The 23,773-nt window shown below is 64.0% G+C and carries 22 protein-coding genes; 15 read left to right on the top strand and 7 right to left on the bottom strand.

All coding sequences use genetic code 11. From position 1 onward, the window contains the following. Window positions 1-48: 48 nt before the first annotated feature. On the bottom strand, window positions 49-2,238 hold the full coding sequence (locus CDO35_RS17135) for a malate synthase G (protein WP_099525887.1): 2,190 nt from the start codon (window positions 2,236-2,238) through the stop codon (window positions 49-51). Window positions 2,239-2,541: 303 nt separating this feature from the next. Between CDO35_RS17135 and CDO35_RS17130 the strand changes: the two genes are divergently transcribed. Together CDO35_RS17130 and CDO35_RS17125 are read left to right on the top strand one after the other, a co-directional pair. Continuing rightward, window positions 2,542-2,991 (top strand): GNAT family N-acetyltransferase, encoded by a 450-nt coding sequence (locus CDO35_RS17130; RefSeq protein WP_099525886.1) that lies wholly within the window; start codon window positions 2,542-2,544, stop codon window positions 2,989-2,991. Between the two features lie 36 nt (window positions 2,992-3,027). Next, window positions 3,028-3,546 carry a glycine cleavage system transcriptional repressor gene (locus tag CDO35_RS17125; protein ID WP_099525885.1) on the top strand — a complete coding sequence of 173 codons (519 nt, stop codon included), beginning with the start codon at window positions 3,028-3,030 and terminating at the stop codon, window positions 3,544-3,546. Window positions 3,547-3,855: 309 nt separating this feature from the next. On the opposite strand, the gene rarD is transcribed toward CDO35_RS17125, so the two are convergent. The 5 genes from rarD to CDO35_RS17100 form a co-directional block, all read right to left on the bottom strand. Then, complete coding sequence (rarD, locus tag CDO35_RS17120) at window positions 3,856-4,749, bottom strand: EamA family transporter RarD (protein ID WP_099525884.1); 894 nt, start codon at window positions 4,747-4,749, stop codon at window positions 3,856-3,858. Window positions 4,750-4,967: 218 nt separating this feature from the next. After that, window positions 4,968-5,942 (bottom strand): serine/threonine protein kinase, encoded by a 975-nt coding sequence (locus CDO35_RS17115; protein WP_099525883.1) that lies wholly within the window; start codon window positions 5,940-5,942, stop codon window positions 4,968-4,970. Window positions 5,943-6,040: 98 nt separating this feature from the next. After that, on the bottom strand, window positions 6,041-6,805 hold the full coding sequence (locus CDO35_RS17110) for a TOBE domain-containing protein (protein WP_099526054.1): 765 nt from the start codon (window positions 6,803-6,805) through the stop codon (window positions 6,041-6,043). Between the two features lie 61 nt (window positions 6,806-6,866). After that, window positions 6,867-7,607, bottom strand: a complete 741-nt coding sequence (locus CDO35_RS17105) for a ComF family protein (protein ID WP_099525882.1) — start codon at window positions 7,605-7,607, stop codon at window positions 6,867-6,869. Between the two features lie 43 nt (window positions 7,608-7,650). After that, window positions 7,651-7,944, bottom strand: coding sequence for a hypothetical protein (locus CDO35_RS17100; RefSeq protein ID WP_017675774.1), 294 nt, complete (start codon window positions 7,942-7,944; stop codon window positions 7,651-7,653). Between the two features lie 196 nt (window positions 7,945-8,140). Here CDO35_RS17100 and bioB point away from each other — a divergent pair, with 196 nt between their 5' ends. From bioB to CDO35_RS17050, 10 genes are all read left to right on the top strand, one after another. Beyond that, window positions 8,141-9,199, top strand: coding sequence for a biotin synthase BioB (bioB, locus tag CDO35_RS17095; RefSeq protein WP_074855420.1), 1,059 nt, complete (start codon window positions 8,141-8,143; stop codon window positions 9,197-9,199). 88 nt (window positions 9,200-9,287) lie between these two features. Beyond that, window positions 9,288-10,457, top strand: coding sequence for an 8-amino-7-oxononanoate synthase (gene bioF / locus CDO35_RS17090; protein WP_099525881.1), 1,170 nt, complete (start codon window positions 9,288-9,290; stop codon window positions 10,455-10,457). Next, window positions 10,450-11,172, top strand: a complete 723-nt coding sequence (locus CDO35_RS17085) for an alpha/beta fold hydrolase (RefSeq protein ID WP_099525880.1) — start codon at window positions 10,450-10,452, stop codon at window positions 11,170-11,172. Before bioF ends, CDO35_RS17085 begins: the two co-directional genes overlap by 8 nt. Further along, entirely contained in the window at window positions 11,165-12,010 is an 846-nt protein-coding gene (bioC, locus tag CDO35_RS17080; RefSeq protein WP_243699103.1) for a malonyl-ACP O-methyltransferase BioC, read from the top strand. The genes CDO35_RS17085 and bioC overlap by 8 nt, the downstream gene beginning before the upstream one ends. Window positions 12,011-12,068: 58 nt before the next feature. Continuing rightward, window positions 12,069-12,755 carry a dethiobiotin synthase gene (bioD, locus tag CDO35_RS17075; protein WP_099525879.1) on the top strand — a complete coding sequence of 229 codons (687 nt, stop codon included), beginning with the start codon at window positions 12,069-12,071 and terminating at the stop codon, window positions 12,753-12,755. Window positions 12,756-12,853: 98 nt separating this feature from the next. After that, window positions 12,854-13,153, top strand: coding sequence for a hypothetical protein (locus CDO35_RS17070; RefSeq protein WP_099525878.1), 300 nt, complete (start codon window positions 12,854-12,856; stop codon window positions 13,151-13,153). 54 nt (window positions 13,154-13,207) lie between these two features. Next, the gene (locus tag CDO35_RS17065; protein ID WP_099525877.1) at window positions 13,208-13,945 is read left to right on the top strand and encodes a putative metalloprotease CJM1_0395 family protein; all 738 of its coding nucleotides are present in this window, start codon (window positions 13,208-13,210) and stop codon (window positions 13,943-13,945) included. 169 nt (window positions 13,946-14,114) lie between these two features. Further along, window positions 14,115-15,920, top strand: coding sequence for a phenylacyl-CoA dehydrogenase (locus CDO35_RS17060; protein WP_099525876.1), 1,806 nt, complete (start codon window positions 14,115-14,117; stop codon window positions 15,918-15,920). Window positions 15,921-16,035: 115 nt separating this feature from the next. Next, on the top strand, window positions 16,036-17,355 hold the full coding sequence (locus CDO35_RS17055; protein WP_425048544.1) for a GGDEF domain-containing protein: 1,320 nt from the start codon (window positions 16,036-16,038) through the stop codon (window positions 17,353-17,355). 173 nt (window positions 17,356-17,528) lie between these two features. Next, entirely contained in the window at window positions 17,529-19,307 is a 1,779-nt protein-coding gene (locus tag CDO35_RS17050; RefSeq protein WP_099525874.1) for an acyl-CoA dehydrogenase C-terminal domain-containing protein, read from the top strand. A 53-nt stretch (window positions 19,308-19,360) separates the two neighbouring features. Here CDO35_RS17050 and CDO35_RS17045 read toward each other — a convergent pair whose 3' ends face one another. Then, window positions 19,361-19,954 (bottom strand): HutD/Ves family protein, encoded by a 594-nt coding sequence (locus tag CDO35_RS17045; RefSeq protein ID WP_099525873.1) that lies wholly within the window; start codon window positions 19,952-19,954, stop codon window positions 19,361-19,363. A gap of 226 nt (window positions 19,955-20,180) precedes the next feature. On the opposite strand from CDO35_RS17045, the gene hutI reads away from it, so the two are divergent. The 3 genes from hutI to CDO35_RS17030 all read left to right on the top strand — a co-directional run bounded on the left by hutI (window position 20,181) and on the right by CDO35_RS17030 (window position 23,736). Beyond that, on the top strand, window positions 20,181-21,398 hold the full coding sequence (hutI, locus tag CDO35_RS17040; protein WP_099525872.1) for an imidazolonepropionase: 1,218 nt from the start codon (window positions 20,181-20,183) through the stop codon (window positions 21,396-21,398). Next, window positions 21,388-22,323 carry a formimidoylglutamase gene (gene hutG / locus CDO35_RS17035; RefSeq protein WP_099525871.1) on the top strand — a complete coding sequence of 312 codons (936 nt, stop codon included), beginning with the start codon at window positions 21,388-21,390 and terminating at the stop codon, window positions 22,321-22,323. Before hutI ends, hutG begins: the two co-directional genes overlap by 11 nt. Window positions 22,324-22,410: 87 nt before the next feature. Beyond that, the gene (locus CDO35_RS17030; RefSeq protein WP_099525870.1) at window positions 22,411-23,736 is read left to right on the top strand and encodes a YjiH family protein; all 1,326 of its coding nucleotides are present in this window, start codon (window positions 22,411-22,413) and stop codon (window positions 23,734-23,736) included. Window positions 23,737-23,773: the final 37 nt, after the last annotated feature.

Genomic DNA, 23,773 nt, shown 5'->3' with positions numbered 1-23,773 from the left:
TAAAAAAACCGCCCCGGAGGGCGGTTTTTTATTCGCGCAGTGAGCGAATCACAGACCGTTCTTGGCCTTGCTCTTTTCCTTGAATTCGCGACGACGACGGTGCAGCACCGGCTCGGTGTAGCCGTTGGGCTGCTTGGTGCCTTCGACCACCAGCTCCAGCGCGGCCTGGAAGGCGACGTTGTTGTCGAAGTCCGGAGCCATCGGGCGATACAGCGGGTCGTTGGCGTTCTGACGATCCACCACCGGCGCCATGCGCTTGAGGCTTTCGACCACCTGCGCTTCGCTGACGATGCCGTGACGCAGCCAGTTGGCCAGCAGTTGGCTGGAGATACGCAGGGTGGCGCGGTCTTCCATCAGGCCGACATCGTTGATGTCCGGCACCTTGGAGCAACCGACGCCCTGGTCGATCCAGCGCACCACGTAGCCGAGGATGCCTTGCGAGTTGTTATCCAGCTCGTTGCGGATTTCCTCGTCGCTCCAGTTGGTGTCCTTGGCCAGCGGAATGGTCAGGATGTCGTCGACCGAAGCCGGTGCGCGCTTGGCCAGTTCGGCCTGACGGGCGAACACGTCGACCTTGTGGTAGTGCAGCGCGTGCAGGGCTGCGGCGGTCGGCGACGGAACCCAGGCGGTGTTGGCGCCGGACAGCGGATGCGCGACTTTCTGCTCGAGCATGGCGGCCATCAGGTCCGGCATGGCCCACATGCCCTTGCCGATCTGTGCACGGCCTTGCAGGCCGGTGGCCAGGCCGACGTCGACGTTGTTGTTCTCGTAGGCGCCGATCCAGGCTTCGCTCTTCATCGCGGCCTTGCGCACCACGGCGCCGGCTTCCATGGAGGTGTGAATCTCGTCACCGGTACGGTCGAGGAAGCCGGTGTTGATGAACACCACGCGCTCGCTGGCAGCCTTGATGCACGCCTTGAGGTTGACGGTGGTGCGGCGCTCTTCGTCCATGATGCCGACTTTCAGGGTGTTGCGGGCCAGGCCCAGCACATCCTCGACGCGGGCGAAGATTTCGCTGGTGAAGGCGACTTCTTCCGGGCCGTGCATCTTCGGTTTGACGATGTATACGCTGCCGGTACGGGTGTTCTTGCGGCTGGTGTTGCCGATCAGGTTGTGCACCGCGATCAGGCTGGTGAACAGCGCGTCCTGGATGCCTTCCGGGATCTCGTTGCCTGCGGCGTCGAGGATGGCCGGGTTGGTCATCAGGTGGCCGACGTTACGCACGAACAGCAGCGAACGGCCATGCAGGGTCAGCTCGGAGCCGTCCGGCTTGGTGTAGACGCGATCCGGGTTCATGGTGCGGGTGAAGGTCTTGCCGCCCTTGGACACTTCCTCGGCAAGGTCGCCTTTCATCAGGCCCAGCCAGTTCTTGTAGACCACCACTTTGTCATCGGCATCGACGGCGGCGACGGAGTCTTCACAGTCCATGATGGTGGTCAGCGCTGCTTCCATCAGCACGTCTTTGACGCCGGCGGCGTCAGTGCTGCCGATCGGGCTGGAGGCGTCGATCTGGATCTCGAAGTGCAGGCCGTTGTGCTTGAGCAGTACGGCGATCGGCGCGCTGGCCTCGCCCTGGAAACCGACCAGTTGTGCGTCGTCACGCAGGCCGCTGTTGCTGCCACCCTTGAGGGCGACGACCAGCTTGCCGTCGACGATGGCATAACCGGTGGAGTCGACGTGCGAGCCGGCAGCCAGCGGCGCGGCCTCGTCGAGGAAGGCGCGGGCGAAGGCGATGACCTTGTCGCCACGGACCTTGTTGTAGCCCTTGCCCTTTTCGGCGCCACCTTCTTCGCTGATCACGTCGGTGCCGTACAGCGCATCGTACAGCGAGCCCCAGCGGGCGTTGGAAGCGTTCAGGGCGAAGCGCGCGTTCATCACCGGTACTACCAGCTGTGGGCCGGCCAGACGGGCGATTTCTTCGTCGACGTTGGTGGTGGTGGCGTGGAAGTCTTCCGGCTCCGGCAGCAGATAGCCGATTTCCTGGAGGAAGGCCTTGTAGGCAGCCGCGTCATGGGCCTGCCCCTTGCGCGCCTGATGCCAGGCGTCGATCTGCGCCTGCAGTTCGTCGCGCTTGGCCAGCAGGGCGTAGTTCTTCGGCGCCAGGTCCTTGATGACCGCAGCGGCACCGGCCCAGAACTGGTCGGCAGCGATGCCGGTACCGGGAATGGCTTCGTTGTTCACGAAGTCGTACAGGGCTTTGGCGACCTGCAGGCCGCCGACTTGAACGCGTTCAGTCATCACTTGCCTCACTCTCTCTGAGCTCTACTCAATAGCCGCTTTGGAGACGGGGTTTCCGTCTTGTAGTCCAAAGCGCGGCATACTACATCAAGATCCTGGGTAAATGCAGCGGGGTAGCGTCAGTCTGCGACCAAAAGACTATTTATGGTCACATTTAGTGCGCTGTGCGTGCAAAAAAGTGCGCTATTGTTCCACAAAATAAGCAAAATCGTACACGATTAATTGAGTCGGCTGCTGACAAGTGCGCCGATATGGCCTACGCCACCTCGCCTATACTGCCTTTCAGTCATTCTGGAGCCTGCCATGACGGTATCCGCTGTTGTTGCTGCCGACCTTGTTGATCTCACCCGTCTGTTCGTCGGCTACCTGCGCTTCTACCAAGTTCCGCGGGACGCGGCGGAAGTTGCCAGCTTTCTTGGCCAGCGCCTGCAGCGCGGTGATTCGCAACTGTTCATCGCCCGCGACGAGCAGGCCGCGGCGCAGGGCTTCGTGCAGCTTTATCCCTTTCAGTCCTCGTTGGCGCTGGAACCGGCCTGGTTGCTCAGCGATCTGTATGTCGACGAAAGCGCGCGCCGTTGCGGCGTTGGCGAGGCATTGATGAACGCCGCCCGCGCACATGCCGAGGCAACCGGCGCTTGTGGTCTGCAACTGGAAACGGCGAAAACCAATCTGGCCGGCCAGAGCCTTTACGAGCGGCTTGGCTACGTACGTGACGAACAGTTCTTCACCTATTGGTTGTCGCTGCGCGGCTGACCTTTTCGAACCCTGTGTGAACGAGTGAGGTAGTACATGGATCATCTGGTACTGACGGTGATTGCCGAGGACCAACCCGGGTTGGTCGAGCGCTTGGCGGGTTGTGTAGCGACCCACGGCGGCAACTGGCTGGAGAGCCGCATGGCGCGCATGGCCGGGCAGTTCGCCGGGATCGTGCGTGTGGATGTACCGGCCGAGGCCCACGGCGGCCTGATTAAGGCGCTCGAAGCCCTCAGCGCGCAAGGCATTCGCGTGCAACTGGCGGCCAGCGGCAGCGAGCCGGGCGGGCGCTTCAGCGCGATTCGCCTGGAACTGGTGGGTAACGACCGGCCCGGTATCGTCCGCGATATCACTCGCGTGTTGGCCGAACAGGGCGTCAATCTGGAGAGCCTGCTGACCGAGGTGGCGCCAGCGCCGATGAGCGGCGAGTTGCTGTTCACCGCCGAAGCGCTGCTGGCCGTGCCGGAGACGCTGGCCCTGGAGCAATTGCAGGCACGCCTGGAAACCCTGGCCGATGACCTGATGGTGGAGCTGAATCTGCGCGCTGAGGATTGATATCCACGGTATGCGTGGATCAGCCTGTGGATAAACTGGGGAGCCCCGGCGCACTGTCTAGTGTCCCGGGGCTTTTCATTGTCTGGCTAAAAATTCAACAGGATCAAAGGCTTGTGCACAAATGCCGGGGATGGGTCTGTGGGTAAGCCGGGGATGACACGCTCAGCCTCAAGGCTGACGCGGCCTGGGGATAGTTGAGCGTTTTCTGCTCAGTGCCCTATCGACCCCGGTGCGCATAGCCTGGGCGGCCCCGCGACACCCTACGAGATTCGCAGGCGCGGGTAGGGTGCCGCTGTGCGCACCAGCCTTTTACTGCGTCGAGCGCTTGCGCAGGTTCAGCCAGATATCCAGGCTGTACACAAAAAGCCCCGCCCATATGCAGGCGAAGGCCAGCAGGGTACTCGGCGAGAAGTGCTCATCGAACAGCAAGATGGCTTGCAGCAGTACCAGGGTCGGAGCCAGGTATTGCAGGAAGCCCAGCGTGGTGTAAGGCAGATGCCGCGCCGCGGCGTTGAAGCACACCAGCGGCACCAGGGTGATCGGCCCGGCGGCGGCCAGCCACAGCGCTTCGCTGCTGGTCCAGAAACTTGCCTGGCTGCTCATCGCCGCAGGGTGCAAAACCAGCCAGGCCAACGCTACCGGCACCAGCAACCAGGTTTCCACCACCAATCCGGGCAGTGCCGCCACAGGCGCCTGTTTGCGGATCAATCCATAGAAGCCGAAGGTCAGCGCCAGCACCAGCGATACCCAGGGCAGGCTGCCGACCTGCCACAGTTGTTGCAGCACGCCTATCGCGGCCAGGGCCACGGCCAGCCACTGCAGGCGACGCAAGCGCTCACCGAGAATCAGCAGGCCGAGCAATACGTTGATCAAGGGGTTGATGTAGTAGCCCAGGCTGGCCTCGATCATGCGGTCGTTGTTCACCGCCCACACGTATACCAGCCAGTTGGTCGCGATCAGCAGGCCGCAGCCGGCCAGCACCGCCAGGCGTTTGGGGTTGTCACGCAGCTCGCGCCACCAGCCAGGGTGCTTCCAGACGAGCAGCAGCAGGCCGCCGAACAGCGCGGACCAGAGCACGCGGTGCACGATGATTTCCATCGCCGGCACGCTTTGCAGGGCTTTGAAGTAGAGCGGGAACAGGCCCCAGATGATGTAGGCGGTAAGGCCCAGAACGTACCCGCGTTGCGGGTTGGCGGTGGCCATCGAGAATCCTTGGTTAGGCAGCTAACGGTTGCCGCGAAATTCTAGCGCTCTGGCCTCTGCCTTGTCTGTCCGTTCAGCTTTTTATGTATACCGAAACGCCGGCAAAGTCGTAAGGCAAACTTTACGCGGTGCGCGCAACTGTATCGGTGCGAGGACGTGGCGCGGTCGGTGCGTAGCCCGTATGCAATCCGGGAACTGCGCTCCCGGATTGCATCGGCTCAGAACAGTCGCAGCGGCTCTTCATCCAGTGCGGCCATCTGTTCGCGCAGGGCGAGAATCTGGTCGCCCCAGTAGCGCTCGCCGGCAAACCAGGGGAAGGCCAGGGGGAAGGCCGGGTCGTCCCAGCGGCGGGCGATCCAGGCGCTGTGATGCATCAGACGCAGGGCGCGCAGACCTTCGATCAGCGGCAACTCGCGAGAGGCAAAATCATGGAACTCCTGATAGCCGTCGACCAGCTCGGCCAACTGGCCAAGGCGTTCATGACGTTCGCCGGCCAGCATCATCCACAGGTCCTGCACAGCCGGGCCCATGCGGCAGTCATCGAGGTCGACGACATGGAAGGCGTCGTCACGGTGCAGCAGGTTGCCTGGGTGGCAGTCGCCGTGCAGGCGAATCGGCGTGTAGCGCACACGAGCGAAGAGTTCATCGAGGCGGGCGAGCAGGTCGCGCGCTACCGACTCGTAGGCCGGCAGCAGGCTGCGCGGCACGAAGCCGCCGTCGAGCAGAGAGGCCAGGGCTGCATGGCCGAAGTTGTCCACCGCCAGGGTTTCGCGGTGAGCGAAAGGACGACTGGCGCCGATGGCGTGCATGCGTCCGAGCAACTGGCCAAGGCGGTACAGCTGGTCGAGGTTGCCCGGCTCCGGCGCGCGGCCGCCCCGGCGCGGGAACAGGGCGAAGCGGAAGCCGACGTGCTCGAACAGTGTCTCGCCATCGCGCGCCAGTGGCGCCACCACCGGGACCTCGTGCTCGGCCAGCTCGGCGCTGAAACTGTGCTCCTCGCGGATTGCCGCATCGCTCCAGCGATCCGGGCGATAGAACTTGGCGATCAGCGGTGTTTCGTCCTCGATGCCGACTTGATAGACGCGGTTCTCATAACTGTTGAGTGCCAATACGCGGGCGTCGCTGAGGTAGCCAAGGCTCTCCACGGCATCGAGCACCAGATCCGGGGTGAGGGTGGAAAAGGGATGGCTCATGAACGGCTCCGCGTGAGTGGGCGCCCAGTCTACCGGCTTGCGCTGAACCTAGGGCGGGTGTAACCCGCCGTTGGCGTTATCAGCGAGTTGCAGCCGCCCTACAGTTGCGTACCGAGCAGCACCTGGCTGGCGGCGAACTGTGCGCGCACCGGGTCGCCGACGCGCAGGCCCAGCTCGGCCAGGCGAGCGGATTCGAGCAGGGCGCACAGGGTTTGACCATTAGGCAGGCTGATGCGCACATCGCTGGGGCCGTCGCTGGCCGGCAGAATCTGTTCGATACGGCCTTCGAGAGCATTGTGCTGTTCTGCTGGCGGTGCATCGAGTGGCTGTAGTTCCAGCCAGCCAGCCTTGATCAGGGCGACCACGCCGCTGCCTTCGCTCAGTTGCAGGTTCTCGGTGCTGTCATGGGTGATCTGCGCTTGCAGGCGGCTGCCGCCGGGCAGTTCGATATCGATCAGGTCGTTGTGGCCGTGGGCGTGAATCGCGCGCACGCGGCCGGTGAGCTGGTTACGCGCACTGGTGCGCAGCATCAGGCGGCCGAGCAGCGCCAGGTCGGCGTCGTCACCGGCGGCCTGCAGCAGTTGCACCTGCAGCGCCTGCAGGCGTTGTTGCAGTGCCAGCAGACGTTCGCCAGCGGGTGTCAGGCGTGCACCGCCGCCGCCTTTGCCGCCGACGTTGCGGCTGACCAGGGGCTGCTCCGAGAGGTTGTTCAACTCGTCGATGGCGTCCCAGGCGGCCTTGTAGCTCAGCCCGGCGGCTTTGGCGGCGCGGGTGATGGAGCCTTGTTCGGCGATCTGCTCGAGCAGGGCCAGGCGTTTCGGGCGGCGGCTGAGCAGTTGGGCGAGGGGATCGAGCTGCGACATGATTGAGGCGTGGCCAGGAAGGATGTCGGGCAAGGTGCGTGACTGCGCCTGGCGCGTCAAGTCAGCCATCGCCCGGCCGTGGCGTGCGGGCCAGGCAATACACATCGACGCGCAGGGCGCCGGCGCGACGCAGCAGATGGGCGAGCACGCCCGCCGTGGCGCCGGTGGTGAGCACGTCGTCGACCAGCGCCAGGTGCGCGCCAGCCACCTTGGCCTGCAGTTCCAGGCTGAAGGCCTGACGCAGATTGCGCTTGCGCGTCGCGGCATCCAGCCCTTGCTGTGCGGGCGTATCGACACGGCGCTGAAGCCAGTCTCGCTCTACCGGCAGGTCGAGGCTGGTGCTCAGCCACTCGGCGAGCATCTGCGCCTGATTGAAGCCGCGTCGCCGCTGGCGCTTGCGCGCCAGTGGAACGGGCAACAGCGCCTGGGGTCGTGGCAGGCCTTCGTCATAGGCATGGCGAAGGTGTTCAGCCAGCAGTTCGGCGAGCAGACGGCCGTATGGCCATTGCGCCTGATGCTTGAAGCGGGTGATCAGATTGTCGACGGGAAAGGCATAGCGCCAGGGCGCCTCCACGCGGCTGAAACTCGGCGGCTTGTTCTGGCAGGCGCCGCAGATCATGCCGTGGGCCGGCAATGGCACCGCACAGATCTGGCAATGCGCACCGAGCCACGGCAACTCGGCCTCGCAAGCCGTGCAGACCGCGTGCGTGGGGTGATCGGTGGTTTCGTCGCAAAGCTGGCAATGGCGGCGCGGTCGCAGCCAGGGGAGGCGTTGCAGGAGGGTTGGGTCGAACGCTGGCATCGCGGCTCATTCATGAGCGGTGGTGCCTGAAGTGTAGTTCGCGTCAGCGGATGAGCCAGCCCATGACGATCAGGCCGAGGAACAGCCAGATCACCCCGCCGATGATCGAGCCGCGCAGCAGTGAACGAGCGCCGCTGAACAGGAACAGCAGGCCGATGATCAGCAGGATGATGCTGAATATCGACACGTCCATGCCAATGGCCCTGGCCATACCCTGGAGAAAGTCGTCGATGGCATCGGCCATGGCGCCTAGCACGCCGGACAACATGTCGACGATGAAACGGATGGCGCGACCCAGCGCTTCGCCGAGTCCTTCGAAAAAACCTTCAACCTGCATGCAGAAAATCCTGTGGGAGGGGTAAGCATTTGGCCTTGTGCCATGACATAAGTTCTATTGGTTATTAATTGATCATATGTAAACCTGTGTCTTTATCGTGGTTGACAGCATCCAATCGCCACTTATGATGGCCAAAGCCTGAATGCCCCGTGTGGGCCTGACAACAGATGCCACCAAGCGTCGAAGGACTTCTCAGATGAGCGCAACCGCCGAAATCACCACCCGCCACGACTGGAGCCTCGCCGAGGTTCGCGCGCTGTTCGAGCAGCCTTTCAACGACCTGCTGTTCCAGGCGCAGAGCATCCATCGCCAACACTTCGACCCGAACCGCGTGCAGGTTTCCACACTGCTGTCGATCAAGACCGGCGCCTGCCCCGAAGACTGCAAGTACTGCCCGCAGTCCGGCCACTACAACACCGGCCTGGACAAGGAAAAGCTGATGGAAGTGCAGAAGGTGCTGGAGGCGGCCGCCGAGGCCAAGGCCATCGGCTCCACGCGTTTCTGCATGGGCGCGGCCTGGAAGCATCCGTCCGCCAAGGACATGCCTTACGTGCTGGAAATGGTGAAGGGCGTGAAGAAGCTCGGCCTGGAAACCTGCATGACCCTTGGTCGCCTTGATCAGGAGCAGACCCAGGCGCTGGCTGACGCGGGCCTGGACTACTACAACCACAACCTCGACACCTCGCCGGAGTTCTACGGCAGCATCATCACTACTCGCACCTACGGCGAGCGCCTGCAGACCCTGGCTTACGTGCGCGAGGCGGGGATGAAGATCTGCTCGGGCGGCATTCTCGGCATGGGCGAGTCGGTGGATGACCGCGCCGGGTTGCTGATCCAGTTGGCCAACCTGCCTGAGCATCCGGAGAGCGTGCCGATCAACATGCTGGTCAAGGTCAAGGGCACGCCGCTGGCCGAGGAGAAGGACGTCGACCCATTCGACTTCATCCGTACCCTGGCCGTGGCGCGGATCATGATGCCGAAATCCCACGTGCGCCTGTCTGCCGGCCGCGAGGCGATGAACGAGCAGATGCAGGCCCTGGCCTTCATGGCGGGCGCCAACTCGATTTTCTACGGCGAGAAGCTGCTGACCACCGCCAACCCGCAGGCGGATAAGGACATGGCCCTGTTCAAGCGCCTCGGCATAAAGCCTGAGGAGCGCGAAGAGCACGCCGACGAGGTGCACCAGGCGGCCATCGAGCAGGCGCTGGTCGAGCAGCGCGATTCCAAGCTGTTCTACAACGCCGCTTCGGCCTGATTCCTTTTATGTGGGAGCGAGCTCTGCTCGCGAATGACCTCCTGTCCTGGTCTTTCGCTCGCGACGCTCGCTCCTACGGAAAACGTGCATGAGCTTCGATCTTGCTACGCGCCTGGCCGAGCGCCAGGCCGCCGATCTGTTCCGCCAACGCCCGTTGTTGCAGACCCCGCAGGGGCCGCAGGTGCGCGCGGACGATCAGGAGCTACTGGCCTTCTGTTCCAATGACTATCTCGGCCTGGCGAATCACCCCGAGGTGATCCGCGCCATGCAGCAGGGCGCGGAAAAATGGGGCGTCGGCGGCGGCGCATCGCATCTGGTGATCGGCCACAGCACCCCGCACCATGAGCTGGAGGAGGCCCTGGCCGCGTTCACCGGCAGGCCGCGTGCGCTGCTGTTCTCCACCGGTTACATGGCCAACCTGGCGGTCGTCACCGCCTTGCTCGGGCAGGGCGACAGCGTACTGCAGGATCGTCTCAACCACGCCTCGCTACTCGATGCCGGCCTGCTCTGCGGGGCGCGATTCTCTCGCTACCTGCACAACGACGCAGTGAGCCTGGCCAACCGCCTGCGCAAGGTCACTGGAAACTGCCTAGTGGTCACCGATGGTGTGTTCAGCATGGACGGCGACCTGGCCGATCTACCGGCATTGTGCGCCGAGGCGCGCGCCGCGCAGGCCTGGGTGATGGTCGATGATGCCCATGGCTTCGGCCCGCTGGGCGCCACCGGCGGCGGTATCGTCGAGCACTTCGGTCTTGGCCAGGATGACGTGCAGGTGCTGGTCGGCACACTGGGCAAGGCCTTTGGTACCGCTGGCGCCTTCGTCGCCGGCAGCGAGGAGCTGATCGAGACGCTGATTCAGTTCGCCCGGCCCTACATCTACACCACGAGCCAACCGCCGGCGGTGGCCTGCGCCACGTTGAAGAGCCTGGAGCTTCTGCGCAGCGAAAGCTGGCGTCGCGAACACTTGCAGCGGTTGATCGCCCGCTTCCGTCAGGGCGCCGCCGAGATCGGCCTTAGCCTGATGGATAGTCCCACCCCGATTCAGCCGATTCTGGTCGGCGACAGTGCGCGTGCGCTCAAGCTGTCTGCGCTGCTCAAGGATCGCGGCCTGCTGGTCGGCGCCATCCGCCCACCGACCGTACCGGCTGGCAGCGCCCGTTTACGCGTGACCTTGTCTGCTGCGCACAGCGATGCGCAGCTCGAACTGCTACTCGAGGTGCTGGCCGAGTGCTGGCCGCAGGTGCAGACCGATGCGTGAGACGCTGATTCTATTGCCGGGCTGGGGCCTGGACGGCGCCTTGCTGCAACCGCTGGCCAAGGCGTTGGGTGGCGATATACAGGTGCAGGTGCCAGCCCTGCCGCGACTGAGCAGTGCGGCCGCTGCCGATTGGCTCGACGAGCTGGATACGCGTCTGCCGCATGATTGCTGGCTGGCCGGCTGGTCACTCGGTGGCATGTTGGCCGCCGCCCTGGCTGCGCGTCGTGGCAAGCGCTGCCGTGGCTTGATCACCTTGGCCAGCAATGCCTGTTTCGTCGCCAGCGATACCTGGCCGACTGCCATGCAGGCACAGACCTACGCAGCCTTCTACGAGGGCTGCCAGGAGAACGCCGGCGCTACGCTCAAACGTTTCGCCATGCTCTGTGCCCAGGGTGGTGCTGACGCGCGCGGCCTGTCACGGCAGTTGCAAAGCCATCTGTCGACCAGCGACGAGTCCGCTCTGCTGGCCGGGCTGCGCCTACTGGCGAGCCTGGACAATCGCGCTGCGCTGGCCGCGTATAACGGGCCGCAATTGCACCTGCTGGCCGAGCAGGATGCGCTGGTGCCAGCAGCGGCAGGCGACGCACTGCTGGCGCTGTTGCCAGCGGGTGAGGTGGACGTGCTGGAAGAATGCGGCCATGCCTTCGTGCGCGAGCAGGCAGATGCCTTGGCGGTCTTGATGCTCGATTTCATCCGTGAGGCCAGCGATGTCTGAGCTGCGTGTGGCGCCTCAGGAGTTCTCTGGTGCGCACGGCGCACCCTACGGAGATGTGGTGTTGCCGGACAAGCGTCAGGTCGCCGCGTCGTTTTCCCGTGCGGCAGCCAGTTACGACTCGGTGGCCGAGCTGCAGCGCAGTGTCGGCAACCAGTTGCTGGCGCGTTTGCCTGCTTCGCTACAGCCGCATCGCTGGCTGGACCTGGGTAGTGGCACGGGCCATTTCACCCGCGCCCTGGCCGAACGTTATGCACCGAGCGAGGGCCTGGCGGTGGATATCGCCGAGGGCATGTTGCGCCACGCCAGGCCTCAGGGCGGTGCTGCGTATTTCATCGCCGGTGATGCCGAAGCGCTACCGCTGCAAAGCGCCAGCGTCGATCTGCTGTTCTCCAGCCTGGCGCTGCAATGGTGTGCCGATTTCCCGCGCGTGCTGAGCGAAGCGCAGCGGGTGTTGCGTCCCGGTGGCGTGCTGGCGTTCTCCAGCCTGTGCGTGGGTACGCTGCAGGAACTGCGTGACAGCTGGCTGGCGGTTGACGGCCTGGTCCACGTCAATCGCTTCCGTCATTTCGAGGCCTATCAGCACATGTGTAAGGTCAGTGGTCTGCAGGTGCTGGCGCTGCAACGCGAGGCGCAGGTTCTGCACTTTCCTGATCTGCGCAGCCTGACCACCTCGCTCAAGGACCTCGGTGCGCACAATCTCAACCCGGGGCGTCCGGGTGGGCTGACGGGGCGCTCGCGCATTCGTGCACTGATCGAGGCTTACGAGCACTTCCGTCAGCCGCAGGGACTGCCGGCCACCTATCAGGTGGTGTACGGCGTGCTGCAGAAGCCTTCCTAGGCACGAACCTCGCTCGCCAACCCGCTTCGCGAGCAGAGCTCGCTCCCACGAGGATCAGATGACCCAAGCCTACTTCGTCACCGGCACGGATACCGAAATCGGCAAGACGACTATCGCCGCTGGACTGCTCCATGCGGCACGCCAGCAGGGCCTGAGCACCGCAGCGGCCAAGCCGGTCGCTTCCGGTTGCATACGAACCGCCGATGGCCTGCGCAACGACGACGCACTGGCCTTGCTCGCCCAGTGTTCATTGCCGGTGCACTATGAAGAGGTCAACCCGCTGGCCTTCGAACCCGCCATTGCCCCGCACCTGGCGGCTCGCGAAGTGGGTATCAAATTGGATGTCGCCAGCCTGCTGCCGCCGGTGCGGGCGATCCTGGCCAAGGGTGCGGACTTCTCGCTGGTGGAAGGCGCAGGCGGCTGGCGCGTACCGCTGGCCGGTGAGGAAAACCTGTCGGACCTGGCCGTGGCATTGGGCATCCCGGTCATTCTGGTGGTAGGTGTACGCCTGGGTTGTATCAACCACGCGCTGTTGAGCGCAGAGGCGATCGAGCGTGATGGGCTGAAACTGGCCGGCTGGGTGGCCAATATCGTCGAGCCGAAGACCTCACGTCTGGAGGAAAATCTCGCCACCCTCACCGAGCGCCTGCCAGCGCCTTGCCTGGGGCGTGTGCCAAACCTGGACAAGGCGACGGCCGCTGCGGTGGCGGAACACCTCAAACTCGAGTTGCTGGCTGACTGGTAATAAACAGCAAACTGACCATAGCCTTTTGCCTGTACGTTTTTTAGCCGGTTTCTGCTTCAATACCGTTATCAGGTTCTACATCCCTCAGGGGGCTGCCGATGGAAATCTCCGCCAACGCATTCAATTCGGGTTTGAACGGTATTCAGGCCGGGCAACGCCGTGTCGAACAGGCCGCCGGTGATATCGCCAGCAACACCATCAACCCGTCGCAGCAGACGACTCAGACCCCACCGCAAAACCAGGTCAATCCGAGTTCGCAGGTATCCGAGCGTAACCGCCCTGACTTGACCGAAAGCCTCGTGGCGCTGCGTGTCGGTGAAAACGAAGTGCGCGCCAATGCACGTGTCGTCGACACCGCCGACGAGGTGCTGGGCACCCTGATCGATACCCGCGCTTAAGTCGTCTCACCCCGGCCGCGCGGATGCGGCCAGCAGCGGGGCAGGAGGACGCTCATGCAGATTGGCAGCAGCCTGCCACCGTTCACTCCCGCGCCGTCCGTCAGTTCGGCAAGACCTCTGTCGTCCGACGTTTCCCCTGACATTGCCCGTGCCGACCAGGCACCTGTTGCGGCGCCGCAGGAGCAGCAAGCCGACTCCGCGGCATCTGGTCGAGAGGAAGCGGATCGCGAGGCCAGCCCATCGAGCCGCGCAGACAAAACCGAGCCAAGCCCCCAGGAGCAGCGCCAGCAACAGCTGGAAATCGCCGACCTCGTGCAGCGTGATCGTGAGGTCCGTACCCACGAGCAGGCGCATGCTGCCGTTGGCGGGCAATACGCGGGAGCACCGACCTACAGTTTCAAGCGCGGCCCTGATGGGCAGCGTTACGCCGTTTCCGGTGAAGTCAGCATCGACACCGCCCCCGTCCCCAATGACCCCGAAGCGACTTTGCGCAAGATGGAGATCGTCCTGCGCGCAGCGCTCGCGCCCATCGAACCCTCCCCGCAAGACTTGCGTGTAGCCGCTCTGGCCCAGGCGCAAGCGGCGCAGGCGCGCGTCGAACTGGCCGAGTTGCGGCGTGACGAGGCCAGCGGTACCGACGCGGAGGGCAAGCCGGATGACACGGCTCGACCCGCCGATGAACAGTCCGCCGAGCAGTCGCAGCAGGCTTCGCCGCCAGCGCCTAATCTTGATCTGTATCGGCGACTGGGTGAATTGCCTGCGCCGGAGCCCCGCATCGATCTGGTCGCGTAGTCGGCCGATTGGCAGCGCTTGACAAGGGGTTGGCGTAAACGTATGTTTCAAACGCCTGTTTGATTGCTTCGGCCGCAGCCTCGTGGCCAGGCAGCCGGGAGTGATCCCGAGAGCGACCGCCAAGACGGTCACCCCAACTACTAGGAATCCACCGCAGAGGTTTACCGTTATGCCTGACTACAAGGCCCCCTTGCGTGACATTCGTTTCGTTCGCGACGAACTGCTGGGTTATGAAGCGCACTACCAGAGCCTGCCTGGCTGCCAGGACGCCACTCCAGACATGGTCGACGCCATCCTCGAAGAAGGCGCCAAGTTCTGCGAGCAGGTTCTGGCTCCGCTGAACCGTGTGGGTGACACCGAGGGCTGCACCTGGAGCGAATCCGGTGTGAAAACCCCGACTGGCTTCAAAGAGGCCTATCAGCAGTTCGTTGAAGGCGGCTGGCCGAGCCTGGCGCATGACGTCGAGCATGGCGGCCAAGGTCTGCCTGAGTCGCTCGGTCTGGCTGTCAGCGAGATGGTCGGTTCGGCCAACTGGTCCTGGGGCATGTACCCGGGCCTCTCCCACGGCGCGATGAACACCCTGAGCGCTCACGGCACCGACGAGCAGAAGCACACCTACCTGACCAAACTGGTTTCCGGCGAGTGGACCGGCACCATGTGCCTGACCGAGCCGCATTGCGGTACCGACCTGGGCATGCTGCGCACCAAGGCCGAACCGCAGGCCGACGGCAGCTACAAAGTCTCCGGTACCAAGATCTTCATCTCCGCGGGTGAGCACGACATGGCCGATAACATCGTCCATATCGTTCTGGCCCGTCTGCCCGATGCGCCGGCCGGTACCAAGGGTATCTCGCTGTTCATCGTGCCGAAGTTCCTGCCGAACGCCGAAGGCGGCGTAGGCGAGCGCAACGCCGTTTCCTGTGGCTCCATCGAGCACAAGATGGGCATCCACGGTAACGCCACCTGCGTGATGAACTTCGACGGCGCCACTGGCTACCTGATTGGCCCGGCCAACAAGGGCCTGAACTGCATGTTCACCTTCATGAACACCGCTCGCCTGGGTACCGCGCTGCAAGGCCTGGCCCACGCCGAAGTCGGCTTCCAGGGTGGCATCAAGTACGCTCGCGAGCGTCTGCAGATGCGTTCGCTGACTGGCCCGAAAGCGCCGGAAAAAGCCGCTGACCCGATCATCGTGCACCCGGACGTACGCCGCATGCTGCTGACCATGAAGGCGTTCGCCGAAGGCAACCGCGCCATGGTCTACTTCACCGCCAAGCAGGTGGACATCGTTCAGCACAGCCAGGACGAAGAAGAGAAGAAAGCTGCCGACGAACTGCTGGCTTTCCTGACCCCGATCGCCAAGGCCTTCATGACCGAAGTGGGCTTCGAGTCCGCTTCTCACGGCATGCAGATCTATGGTGGCCACGGCTTCATCAGCGAGTGGGGCATGGAGCAGAACCTGCGTGACTGCCGCATCTCCATGATGTACGAAGGCACCACCGGCGTTCAGGCGCTCGACCTGCTGGGCCGCAAGGTGTTGATGACTCAGGGCGGTGCCCTGAAGAACTTCACCAAGATCGTCCACAAGTTCTGCCAGGCCAACGAAGGCAACGATTCCGTCAAGGAATTCGTCGAGCCGCTGGCCAAGCTGAACAAGGAGTGGGGCGACATCACCATGAAAGTCGGCATGGCTGCGATGAAAGATCGCGAAGAAGTCGGTGCCGCCTCCGTGGACTACCTGATGTACTCCGGCTACGCCTGCCTGGCCTACTTCTGGGCCGACATGGCACGCCTGGCTGCCGAGAAGCTGGCAGCTGGCACTGGCGACGAGGCTTTCTACAAAGCCAAGCTGCAGACCGCTCGCTTCTACTTCGCGCGCATCCTGCCGCGTACCCGCACGCATGTCGAAGCCATGCTGTCGGGCGCCAGCAACCTGATGGAAATGGATGAAGAGCACTTCGCGCTCGGCTTCTAAGACCTGATCGGTTGAACCACAACGCCGCCCCCTGGGGCGGCGTTGTCGTTTTTGCGCCGGACACTGAAGGGAATGTCGCATCCTGTCGCTGTTTTCAAGAGTCGAAGCAGGCAGAATGCCTGCATCTCTCGCTCAGGATGTCAGCGTGATCCGTCTGGCCAATTTGCGCCTCAGTCACTTCTATTCGTCGTTGCCCTTGCTGGTCGGCGGGTTGGTGGCTGCACGCTTGCCGGTGCTGAGCGAGTTCTTCATCTCCCTGTTCAATGTATTGCCGACGTTACTGTTGCTGCTCGGCGGCGCGTTCTGTCTGGTCTATGGCCGTCAGCGGGAAATTTTCCTGCTGCTGGTGCTGTATGTCGGCTACTTCCTACTGGATATCCAGGCCGATCACTTTCGTGACAATGGCCAGATCCGCGACGATGCGGTTCTGGTCTTCCATCTGATCTGCCTGTTGCTACCGCTGCTCTATGCCCTCTACGGCTGCTGGGAGGAGCGTTCGCACCTGCTGCAGGACATGTTCGCCCGCGCCCTGATCTTGCTGGCAGTCAGCGCGGTGGCCTTTGGTTTGGCGCGCCGTTATCCGCAGGGTATTGCCGACTGGTTGGCTAAGATTCACTGGCCGTCGTTGCATGGCGCTTGGATGAGCCTGGCGCAGTTGGTTTACGTGGCGTTCCTGGTCGCCTTCATCGTACTGCTGGTGCAGTACCTGCGTCGGCCAAGGCCGTTGCACGCGGCGCAACTGATGGGGCTGTGCGGTTTGCTGTGGATGCTGCCGCAGGTGTTCATCCTGGCCAATGCGCTGCAGGTGATGATCAGCATGGTGATGCTCATGCTGGTCGCGGCGGTAGCGCACGAGGCCTACCAGATGGCCTTTCGTGACGAGCTCACCGGGCTGCCGGGGCGGCGCGCGCTCAACGAGCGTCTGCAGCGCCTGGGGCGTGATTACGTGATTGCCATGGTCGATGTCGATCACTTCAAGAAATTCAACGATACCCACGGCCATGATGTGGGGGATCAGGTGTTGCGTCTGGTCGCCAGCCAGATGCGCAAGGTCGGTGGCGGTGGCAAGGCCTACCGCTATGGCGGTGAGGAGTTCACCTTGCTGTTTCCTGGCAAGACCGTGGAGCAATGCATGCCGCACATGGAAGCGGTGCGTATAGGCATCGAGCAGTACCGCATGCAACTGCGCGACTCGCAAAGCCGGCCGCGCGATGATCGTGAAGGCAAGCAGCGCCGGGCCGGCAAGACCGCCAGCGAGGTATCGGTGACCGTGAGCATGGGCGTCGCCGAGCGTCAGGCCGAGCAGCGCACTCCGCAGGAAGTGATCAAGGAGGCGGACAAGGCGCTTTACAGCGCCAAGGCCGCCGGGCGCAATTGCATCCGTAGCGCCGGACAGCGTCGCGGTGCTGTGAAGCTGGCAGCGGATCGAGAGTAGTCGTCCGGCAGACGAACGGTCACGCCCATTTCTCAGCCCGTTGTAGAGCGGTTTTCACATCAGGGAGTTAGTGACCTCTTGTGAACAATTGGTCACAACACGACCCTATGTGTCTATAAAGTTGTTCAAGTAAACTCGGTCCTCTCACGTAAGTCCGTTTTCGAGGATGTGTCATGGCCGATTACAAAGCCCCCCTGCGCGACATGCGCTTCGTGCTCAATGAAGTATTCGAAGTCTCCAAGCTCTGGGCCGAGCTGCCGGCCCTGGCCGAGGTGGTCGATGCCGAGACCGCCAGCGCCATCCTGGAAGAAGCTGGCAAGGTCACGGCGGGCAGCATTGCCCCGCTGAACCGCAGCGGTGACGAAGAAGGCTGCTCCTGGGACAACGGCGCGGTGAAAACCCCTGCCGGTTTCCCCGAGGCCTACCAGACCTACGCCGAGGGTGGCTGGGTCGGTGTTGGCGGCTCGCCGGAGTTCGGCGGCATGGGCATGCCCAAGGTGATCGGCGCCCAGGTCGAGGAAATGGTCAACTCGGCCAACCTGTCCTTCGGCCTGTACCCGATGCTGACCGCCGGCGCCTGCCTGTCGATCCTCAACCACGCCAGCGAAGAGCTGAAGGCGCAGTACCTGCCGAACATGTACGCCGGCGTCTGGGCCGGTTCCATGTGCCTGACCGAGCCGCATGCCGGTACCGACCTGGGCATCATCCGCACCAAGGCCGAGCCCCAGGCGGATGGCAGTTACAAGATCAGCGGTACCAAGATCTTCATCACTGGTGGCGAGCACGACCTGACCGAAAACATCATCCATCTGGTGCTGGCCAAGCTGCCGGACGCACCGGCTGGCCCGAAAGGCATCTCGCTGTTCATCGTGCCCAAGGTGATGGTCAATGCCGACGGCTCCCTTGGAGAGAACAACTCGCTGGGTTGCGGCTCCATCGAGCACAAGATGGGCATCAAGGCCTCGGCCACCTGCGTGATGAACTTCGACGGTGCCACCGGTTACCTGGTCGGTGAAGTGAACAAGGGCCTCAATGCCATGTTCACCATGATGAACTACGAGCGCCTGGGCGTTGGTATCCAGGGTCTGGCCCTGGGCGAGCGCAGCTACCAGAGCGCCATCGAGTACGCCCGCGAGCGTATTCAGAGCCGCGCGCCGACCGGCCCGGTGGCCAAGGACAAAGCCGCCGACCCGATCATCGTGCATCCGGACGTGCGTCGCATGCTGCTGACCATGAAAGCGCTGAACGAGGGCGGTCGCGCCTTCTCCAGCTACGTTGCCATGCAGCTCGACACCGCCAAATACAGCGAGGACAAGGCCACCGCCCAGCGCGCCGACGAGCTGGTGGCGCTACTGACGCCGGTGGCCAAGGCCTTCCTCACCGACATGGCGCTGGAAACCACCGTGCATGGTCAGCAGATCTTCGGCGGCCACGGTTTCATTCGCGAGTGGGGCCAGGAGCAGCTGGTGCGCGACTGCCGCATCACCCAGATCTACGAAGGCACCAACGGCATCCAGTCGCTGGACCTGATGGGGCGCAAGATCGTTGGCAGCGGCGGCAGCTTCTACAAGCACCTGGCCGACGAGATCAAGGGCTTCGTCGCCTCCGCTGACGCCAACCTCGCCGAGTTCACCAAGCCGCTGGCGGCTGCCGTGCAGAACCTCGATGAGCTGACCGCCTGGGTGCTGGACCGTGCCAAGAGCAACCCCAACGAAATCGGCGCTGCTTCGGTCGAGTATCTGCACGTGTTCGGCTACACCGCCTATGCCTACATGTGGGCATTGATGGCACGGGCTGCGATCGGCAAGGAAGGGCAGGACGAGTTCTACGCCAGCAAGCTGGGCACTGCGCGCTTCTACTTCGCCCGCCTGCTGCCGCGCATTCACTCGCTGAGCGCATCGGTCAAGGCAGGTAGCGAATCGCTGTACCTGCTGGACGCTGCGCAGTTCTGATTCAGTGTGGTGCGCACAAATGAGCCCCGGCCCGCGCGCCGGGGCTTTTTATTTCAGTGTGCGCACGGGTTCAGCCAGGCCACGTAGAGCAGGGCGGGGCGGTGTGCGTGCAGGTGTAATTGGCCGGGTTCGTTCTCGATCAGCAGGCCATTGCCCGCCGTTAGCGGGTGCATCGCCCCGCCAGCATTCACGTCGACTGCGGTCTGGCCCCCATTCCACAGCAGCATCACCGCCGCATCGTTCTCCAGCCTTCGGGTTCCCTGCCATTTCAGCAACTGCACCTGATGCGTCCAGAGGCCTCGTCGGGTCATCAGATTGAGGTCGGTGATCGGGCCGTCCAGCAATTGCGCGTCGATTGCCTCTTCGCCTGCAAAAGCCGCTATGGCGCCAGCGCTATGCAGCGTCTCGACATGGCCGTCCTCGCGTTGCAGGCGCAAGCCATTGCCGGCGAGCACGGCCAGGCTGCGGTCGATGCCAGGGAAGCTGGAAAAGGCACCGTCCGCCGCCACCTGAGCACTGCTGATGCGCCAGGCGAAATCTTCCAGGCCCGCGCCCGCTGGCGAGATGGCCAGCTGCAGTGTCGTACCGCCGCCGTTCTTCCAGGGCATGGCGAGGGCCGTTGTGGGATCGAGCAGGGTGAAAGGCATGAGGTCTCAAAATGTATATACATAATGGCTAAGGCGACGAACGACTTTGATCAAGCAGCTGATGATGGAGTCTATGAATAGAGGCATTTAGCTGGCTCATGAGCTATTTGCATAGACATGAAGCGCTTCTCTAACGCCCATGATCAAGGACTTAAGCGGATTGTGCTGGCTTGACGCCGATTGAATCCACTCATATTGTATATACAAAACAAGCCGGGAGAATCCCATGCCGATGCATTCCACCTCGAAACAGCTCTGGCGCGATGTGCAGGTCTTCGATGGCCTGGCGCAGTTGGACGAGGCGATGAACCTGCTGGTCGAGGACGGTTGCATCGCCGGCCTGTGGCCGTCGCGCACCTTTGACGAGACGCTGGCGCAAGGCGCAGTCGAAGCTGGGCGTGGCGGCGTGATGACACCCGGTCTGGTCGATTGCCACACCCATCTGGTGTACGCCGGTGATCGTGCCGGTGAATTCGAGCAGCGCCTGGAAGGCGTCAGCTACGAAACCATCGCCCGCAACGGTGGCGGCATTCTCAGCAGCGTGCGCGCTACCCGGGCTGCCGGCGAAGACGAGCTGATCGCTGCCAGCCTGCCGCGTCTCGATGCGCTGTTGGCCGATGGCGTGACCACGCTAGAGATCAAGTCCGGCTACGGGCTGACCGTTGCCGACGAGTTGAAGATGCTGCGCGTGGCCCGTCGTCTCGGCGAACTGCGCCCGGTACGGGTTCTCACCACGCTGCTGGGTGCCCACGCTCTTCCGCCGGAATATGCCGGCCGCGCCGACGACTATGTCAGCCAGGTCTGCGACGAGATGATCCCGGCTGCTGCCCGTGAAGGGCTGGCCGATGCGGTGGACGTGTTCTGCGAAGGCATCGGCTTTTCCCCGGCGCAGTGCGAGCGCATCTACCAGGCAGCCCAGGCCCACGGCCTGGCGATCAAGGCCCATGCCGAGCAACTGTCCAACCTGGGCGGCAGTGCCCTGGCCGCACGCTACGGCGCGCTGTCTGCCGACCATATCGAATACCTGGATGAGCCCGGCGTGCGCGCCATGGCCGAAGCCGGCACCGTTGCCGTGTTGCTGCCTGGCGCCTTCCACGTGCTGCGCGAAACCCAGCTGCCGCCCATTGAGTTGCTGCGCCAGTACGGCGTGCCGATGGCGGTGGCCAGCGACGCTAATCCCGGCACTTCACCGATCTGCATGCCGACGCTGATGGCCAACCTGGCCTGCACGTTGTTTCGCCTGACCCCGCGCGAAGCCCTGGCCGGCATGACTGCCCACGGCGCCCGAGCCCTCGGCCTGCCAGATCTCGGCCGCATTGCTGTCGGCGCGCCAGCGGATCTGTGCCTGTGGGATATCCAGCAACCGGCCGAACTGGCCTACGCGGTGCAGGCCGGGCGTCTGCGCCAGCGCGTGTTCAATGGAGCCATTACCTATGCACGCTGATCGTCACTCGATGGCCGCCTGGAGCGGCCGTACCGATCCGGAAACCGATAGCGCGCGCTGGCACCAGCGCATCCAGGCGCTGGCAGAAAACAGCCAGCCGGGCCTGGCCCTGCTCGGCTTCGCCTGCGACGAAGGTGTGCGCCGCAACCATGGCCGCGTCGGCGCCACCGCTGCGCCGCAGAGCGTGCGCAAGGCCCTGGCCAACCTGGCCTGGCATCGCCAGGCGCCGGCCTATGACGCCGGTGACGTGACCTGCGAGGACGGCGATCTGGAAGCCGCCCAGGCTCGCCTGGGCCATAACGTCTGCGCGCTGTTGGACGCTGGCCATCTGCCGCTGGTGATCGGTGGTGGGCATGAAGTGGCCTTCGGTAGCTGGTCTGGCCTGGCCGAGCACCTGAGCGGCCAAGCTGCCCCACGTATTGGCATCGTCAATTTCGACGCCCATTTCGACCTGCGCGACCCGGCCCATGTGCATTCCTCCGGCACGCCCTTCGCGCAGATCGCCGAGCAGTGCGCCGCCCGTGGCTGGCCGTTCCGCTACGCCTGCCTCGGTGTCAGCCGCGCCAGCAACACCCGTGCGCTGTTTGCCCGCGCCACCGAGCTGAACGTGCTGGTGCGCGAGGATCATGAGATTCGCGAGTCGACCCTCGATGCCATCGGCGCCGAGCTGGACGCCTTCGCCGCCGAGTGCGATGCGCTTTACCTGACCATCGACATCGACGTGCTGCCGGCCTGCGAAGCGCCGGGCGTCAGCGCCCCGGCCGCCCGTGGCGTGCGCCTGGAACTGCTGGAGCCGCTGCTCGAACGGCTCAAGGCCAGCGGCAAGCTGCGCCTGGCCGACCTGGCCGAGATCAACCCCGAATACGACATCGACAACCGCACCGCCAAGGTGGCGGCGCGGCTGATCCATCTGCTCAGCCTCTGAGCCGAACGCCCGACGCTTTCCCGCACAACAACAATCACGAGGAAACACCGATGTTCATCACCGCCCGCCGTGGCCAGGAGCCGCGTCATGTCTGAATCCCTGTCCTTGAGCGGCGGCGTATCGCGCCCGCGCGCGCTGGCGCGTCTGCTGGGCTACAGCCTGATCGGCCTGCTGCTGTTCTTCGTGCCGTTCGAGATCGCAGGGCGCTCGACCATCCTCCTCGACCACGCCGCCAGCGCCCTGCAACTGCACGCGCGGCCGCTGGTGATCGGCGTGGCGCTGCTGTTCATACTCTACGGCGCTGTCGCGCCCTGGCTCGATGGCAGTTGGCGGCGCAGCCTGACCCACACGGTATTCAGCGTGCTCAAGGTGTTCGGCCTGCTGATCGGCGCCGCCTACCTGCTGCAGCTCGGCCCGCAGGCGCTGTACCAGCCGGACATGCTGCCGTTTCTGTTCGAGAAGCTGGTGCTCAGCCTGGCGCTGATCGTGCCGCTGGGCTCGCTGGCCTTGGTGTTTCTGATCGGCTTCGGCCTGCTGGAGCTGATCGGCGTGCTGATGCAGCCGGTGATGCGGCCGATCTGGCGCACGCCGGGCAAGTCGGCCATCGATGCCGTAGCGTCTTTCGTCGGCAGCTACTCGGTGGGCCTGCTGATCACCGACCGCATGTACCAGCAAGGCCATTACAGCGTGCGCGAGGCGGCGATCATCGCCACCGGTTTCTCCACCGTGTCGGCGCCGTTCATGGTGATCATCGCCAAGACCCTGGGCCTGATGGGCCAGTGGAACCTGTATTTCTGGGGCGCCATGGCGGTGACCTTCGCCGTCACCGCGATCAGCGCGCGCATCTATCCGCTGTCGCGGCTGCCGTCCGAATCCACGCCCGAGGCGCAGCTGCAACCCGGTGAAAGCCGCCTGGGCAGCGCCTGGCGTGCCGGCATGCAGCAGGCCAGCGTGGCGCCCTCGCTGGGCTCGGCGCTGCGCGAAACCTTCGTCGATGGCCTGCGCATGACCGCCGCCATCCTGCCGAGCATTCTCGCCGTCGGCCTGCTCGGCTTGCTCGCCGCCAAGTACACCCCGCTGTTCGACGCCCTCGGCGTGCTGCTCTACCCGCTGACCTGGCTGTTCGGCCTGGAAGAACCCATGCAGGTGGCCCGCGCCATGTCCGCCGGGCTGGCCGAGATGTTCCTGCCGGCGATGCTGCTAAAGGATGCCGACGTGCTGGTGAGGTTCGTCACCGCCATCGTTTCGGTCAGCAGCGTGCTGTTTCTCTCCGCCTCGATTCCCTGCGTGCTGGCCACGCGAATTCCGCTGAGCCTGGGCCACCTGCTGCTGATCTGGCTGCAGCGCACCCTGCTCAGCCTGCTGCTGGCCATTCCGCTGGCCTACCTCGCCCAATTTCTGGGTTGGCTCTGACCGCCCACCACTGACCCGTTCCCACAGGAGCCCGCAA

This window comes from Pseudomonas sediminis (assembly GCF_002741105.1).
Classification (GTDB): Bacteria; Pseudomonadota; Gammaproteobacteria; order Pseudomonadales; family Pseudomonadaceae; genus Aquipseudomonas; species Aquipseudomonas sediminis.
The sequence above is the reverse complement of the archived record's forward strand: the minus strand, read 5'-3'. Positions and strand labels throughout refer to the sequence as shown.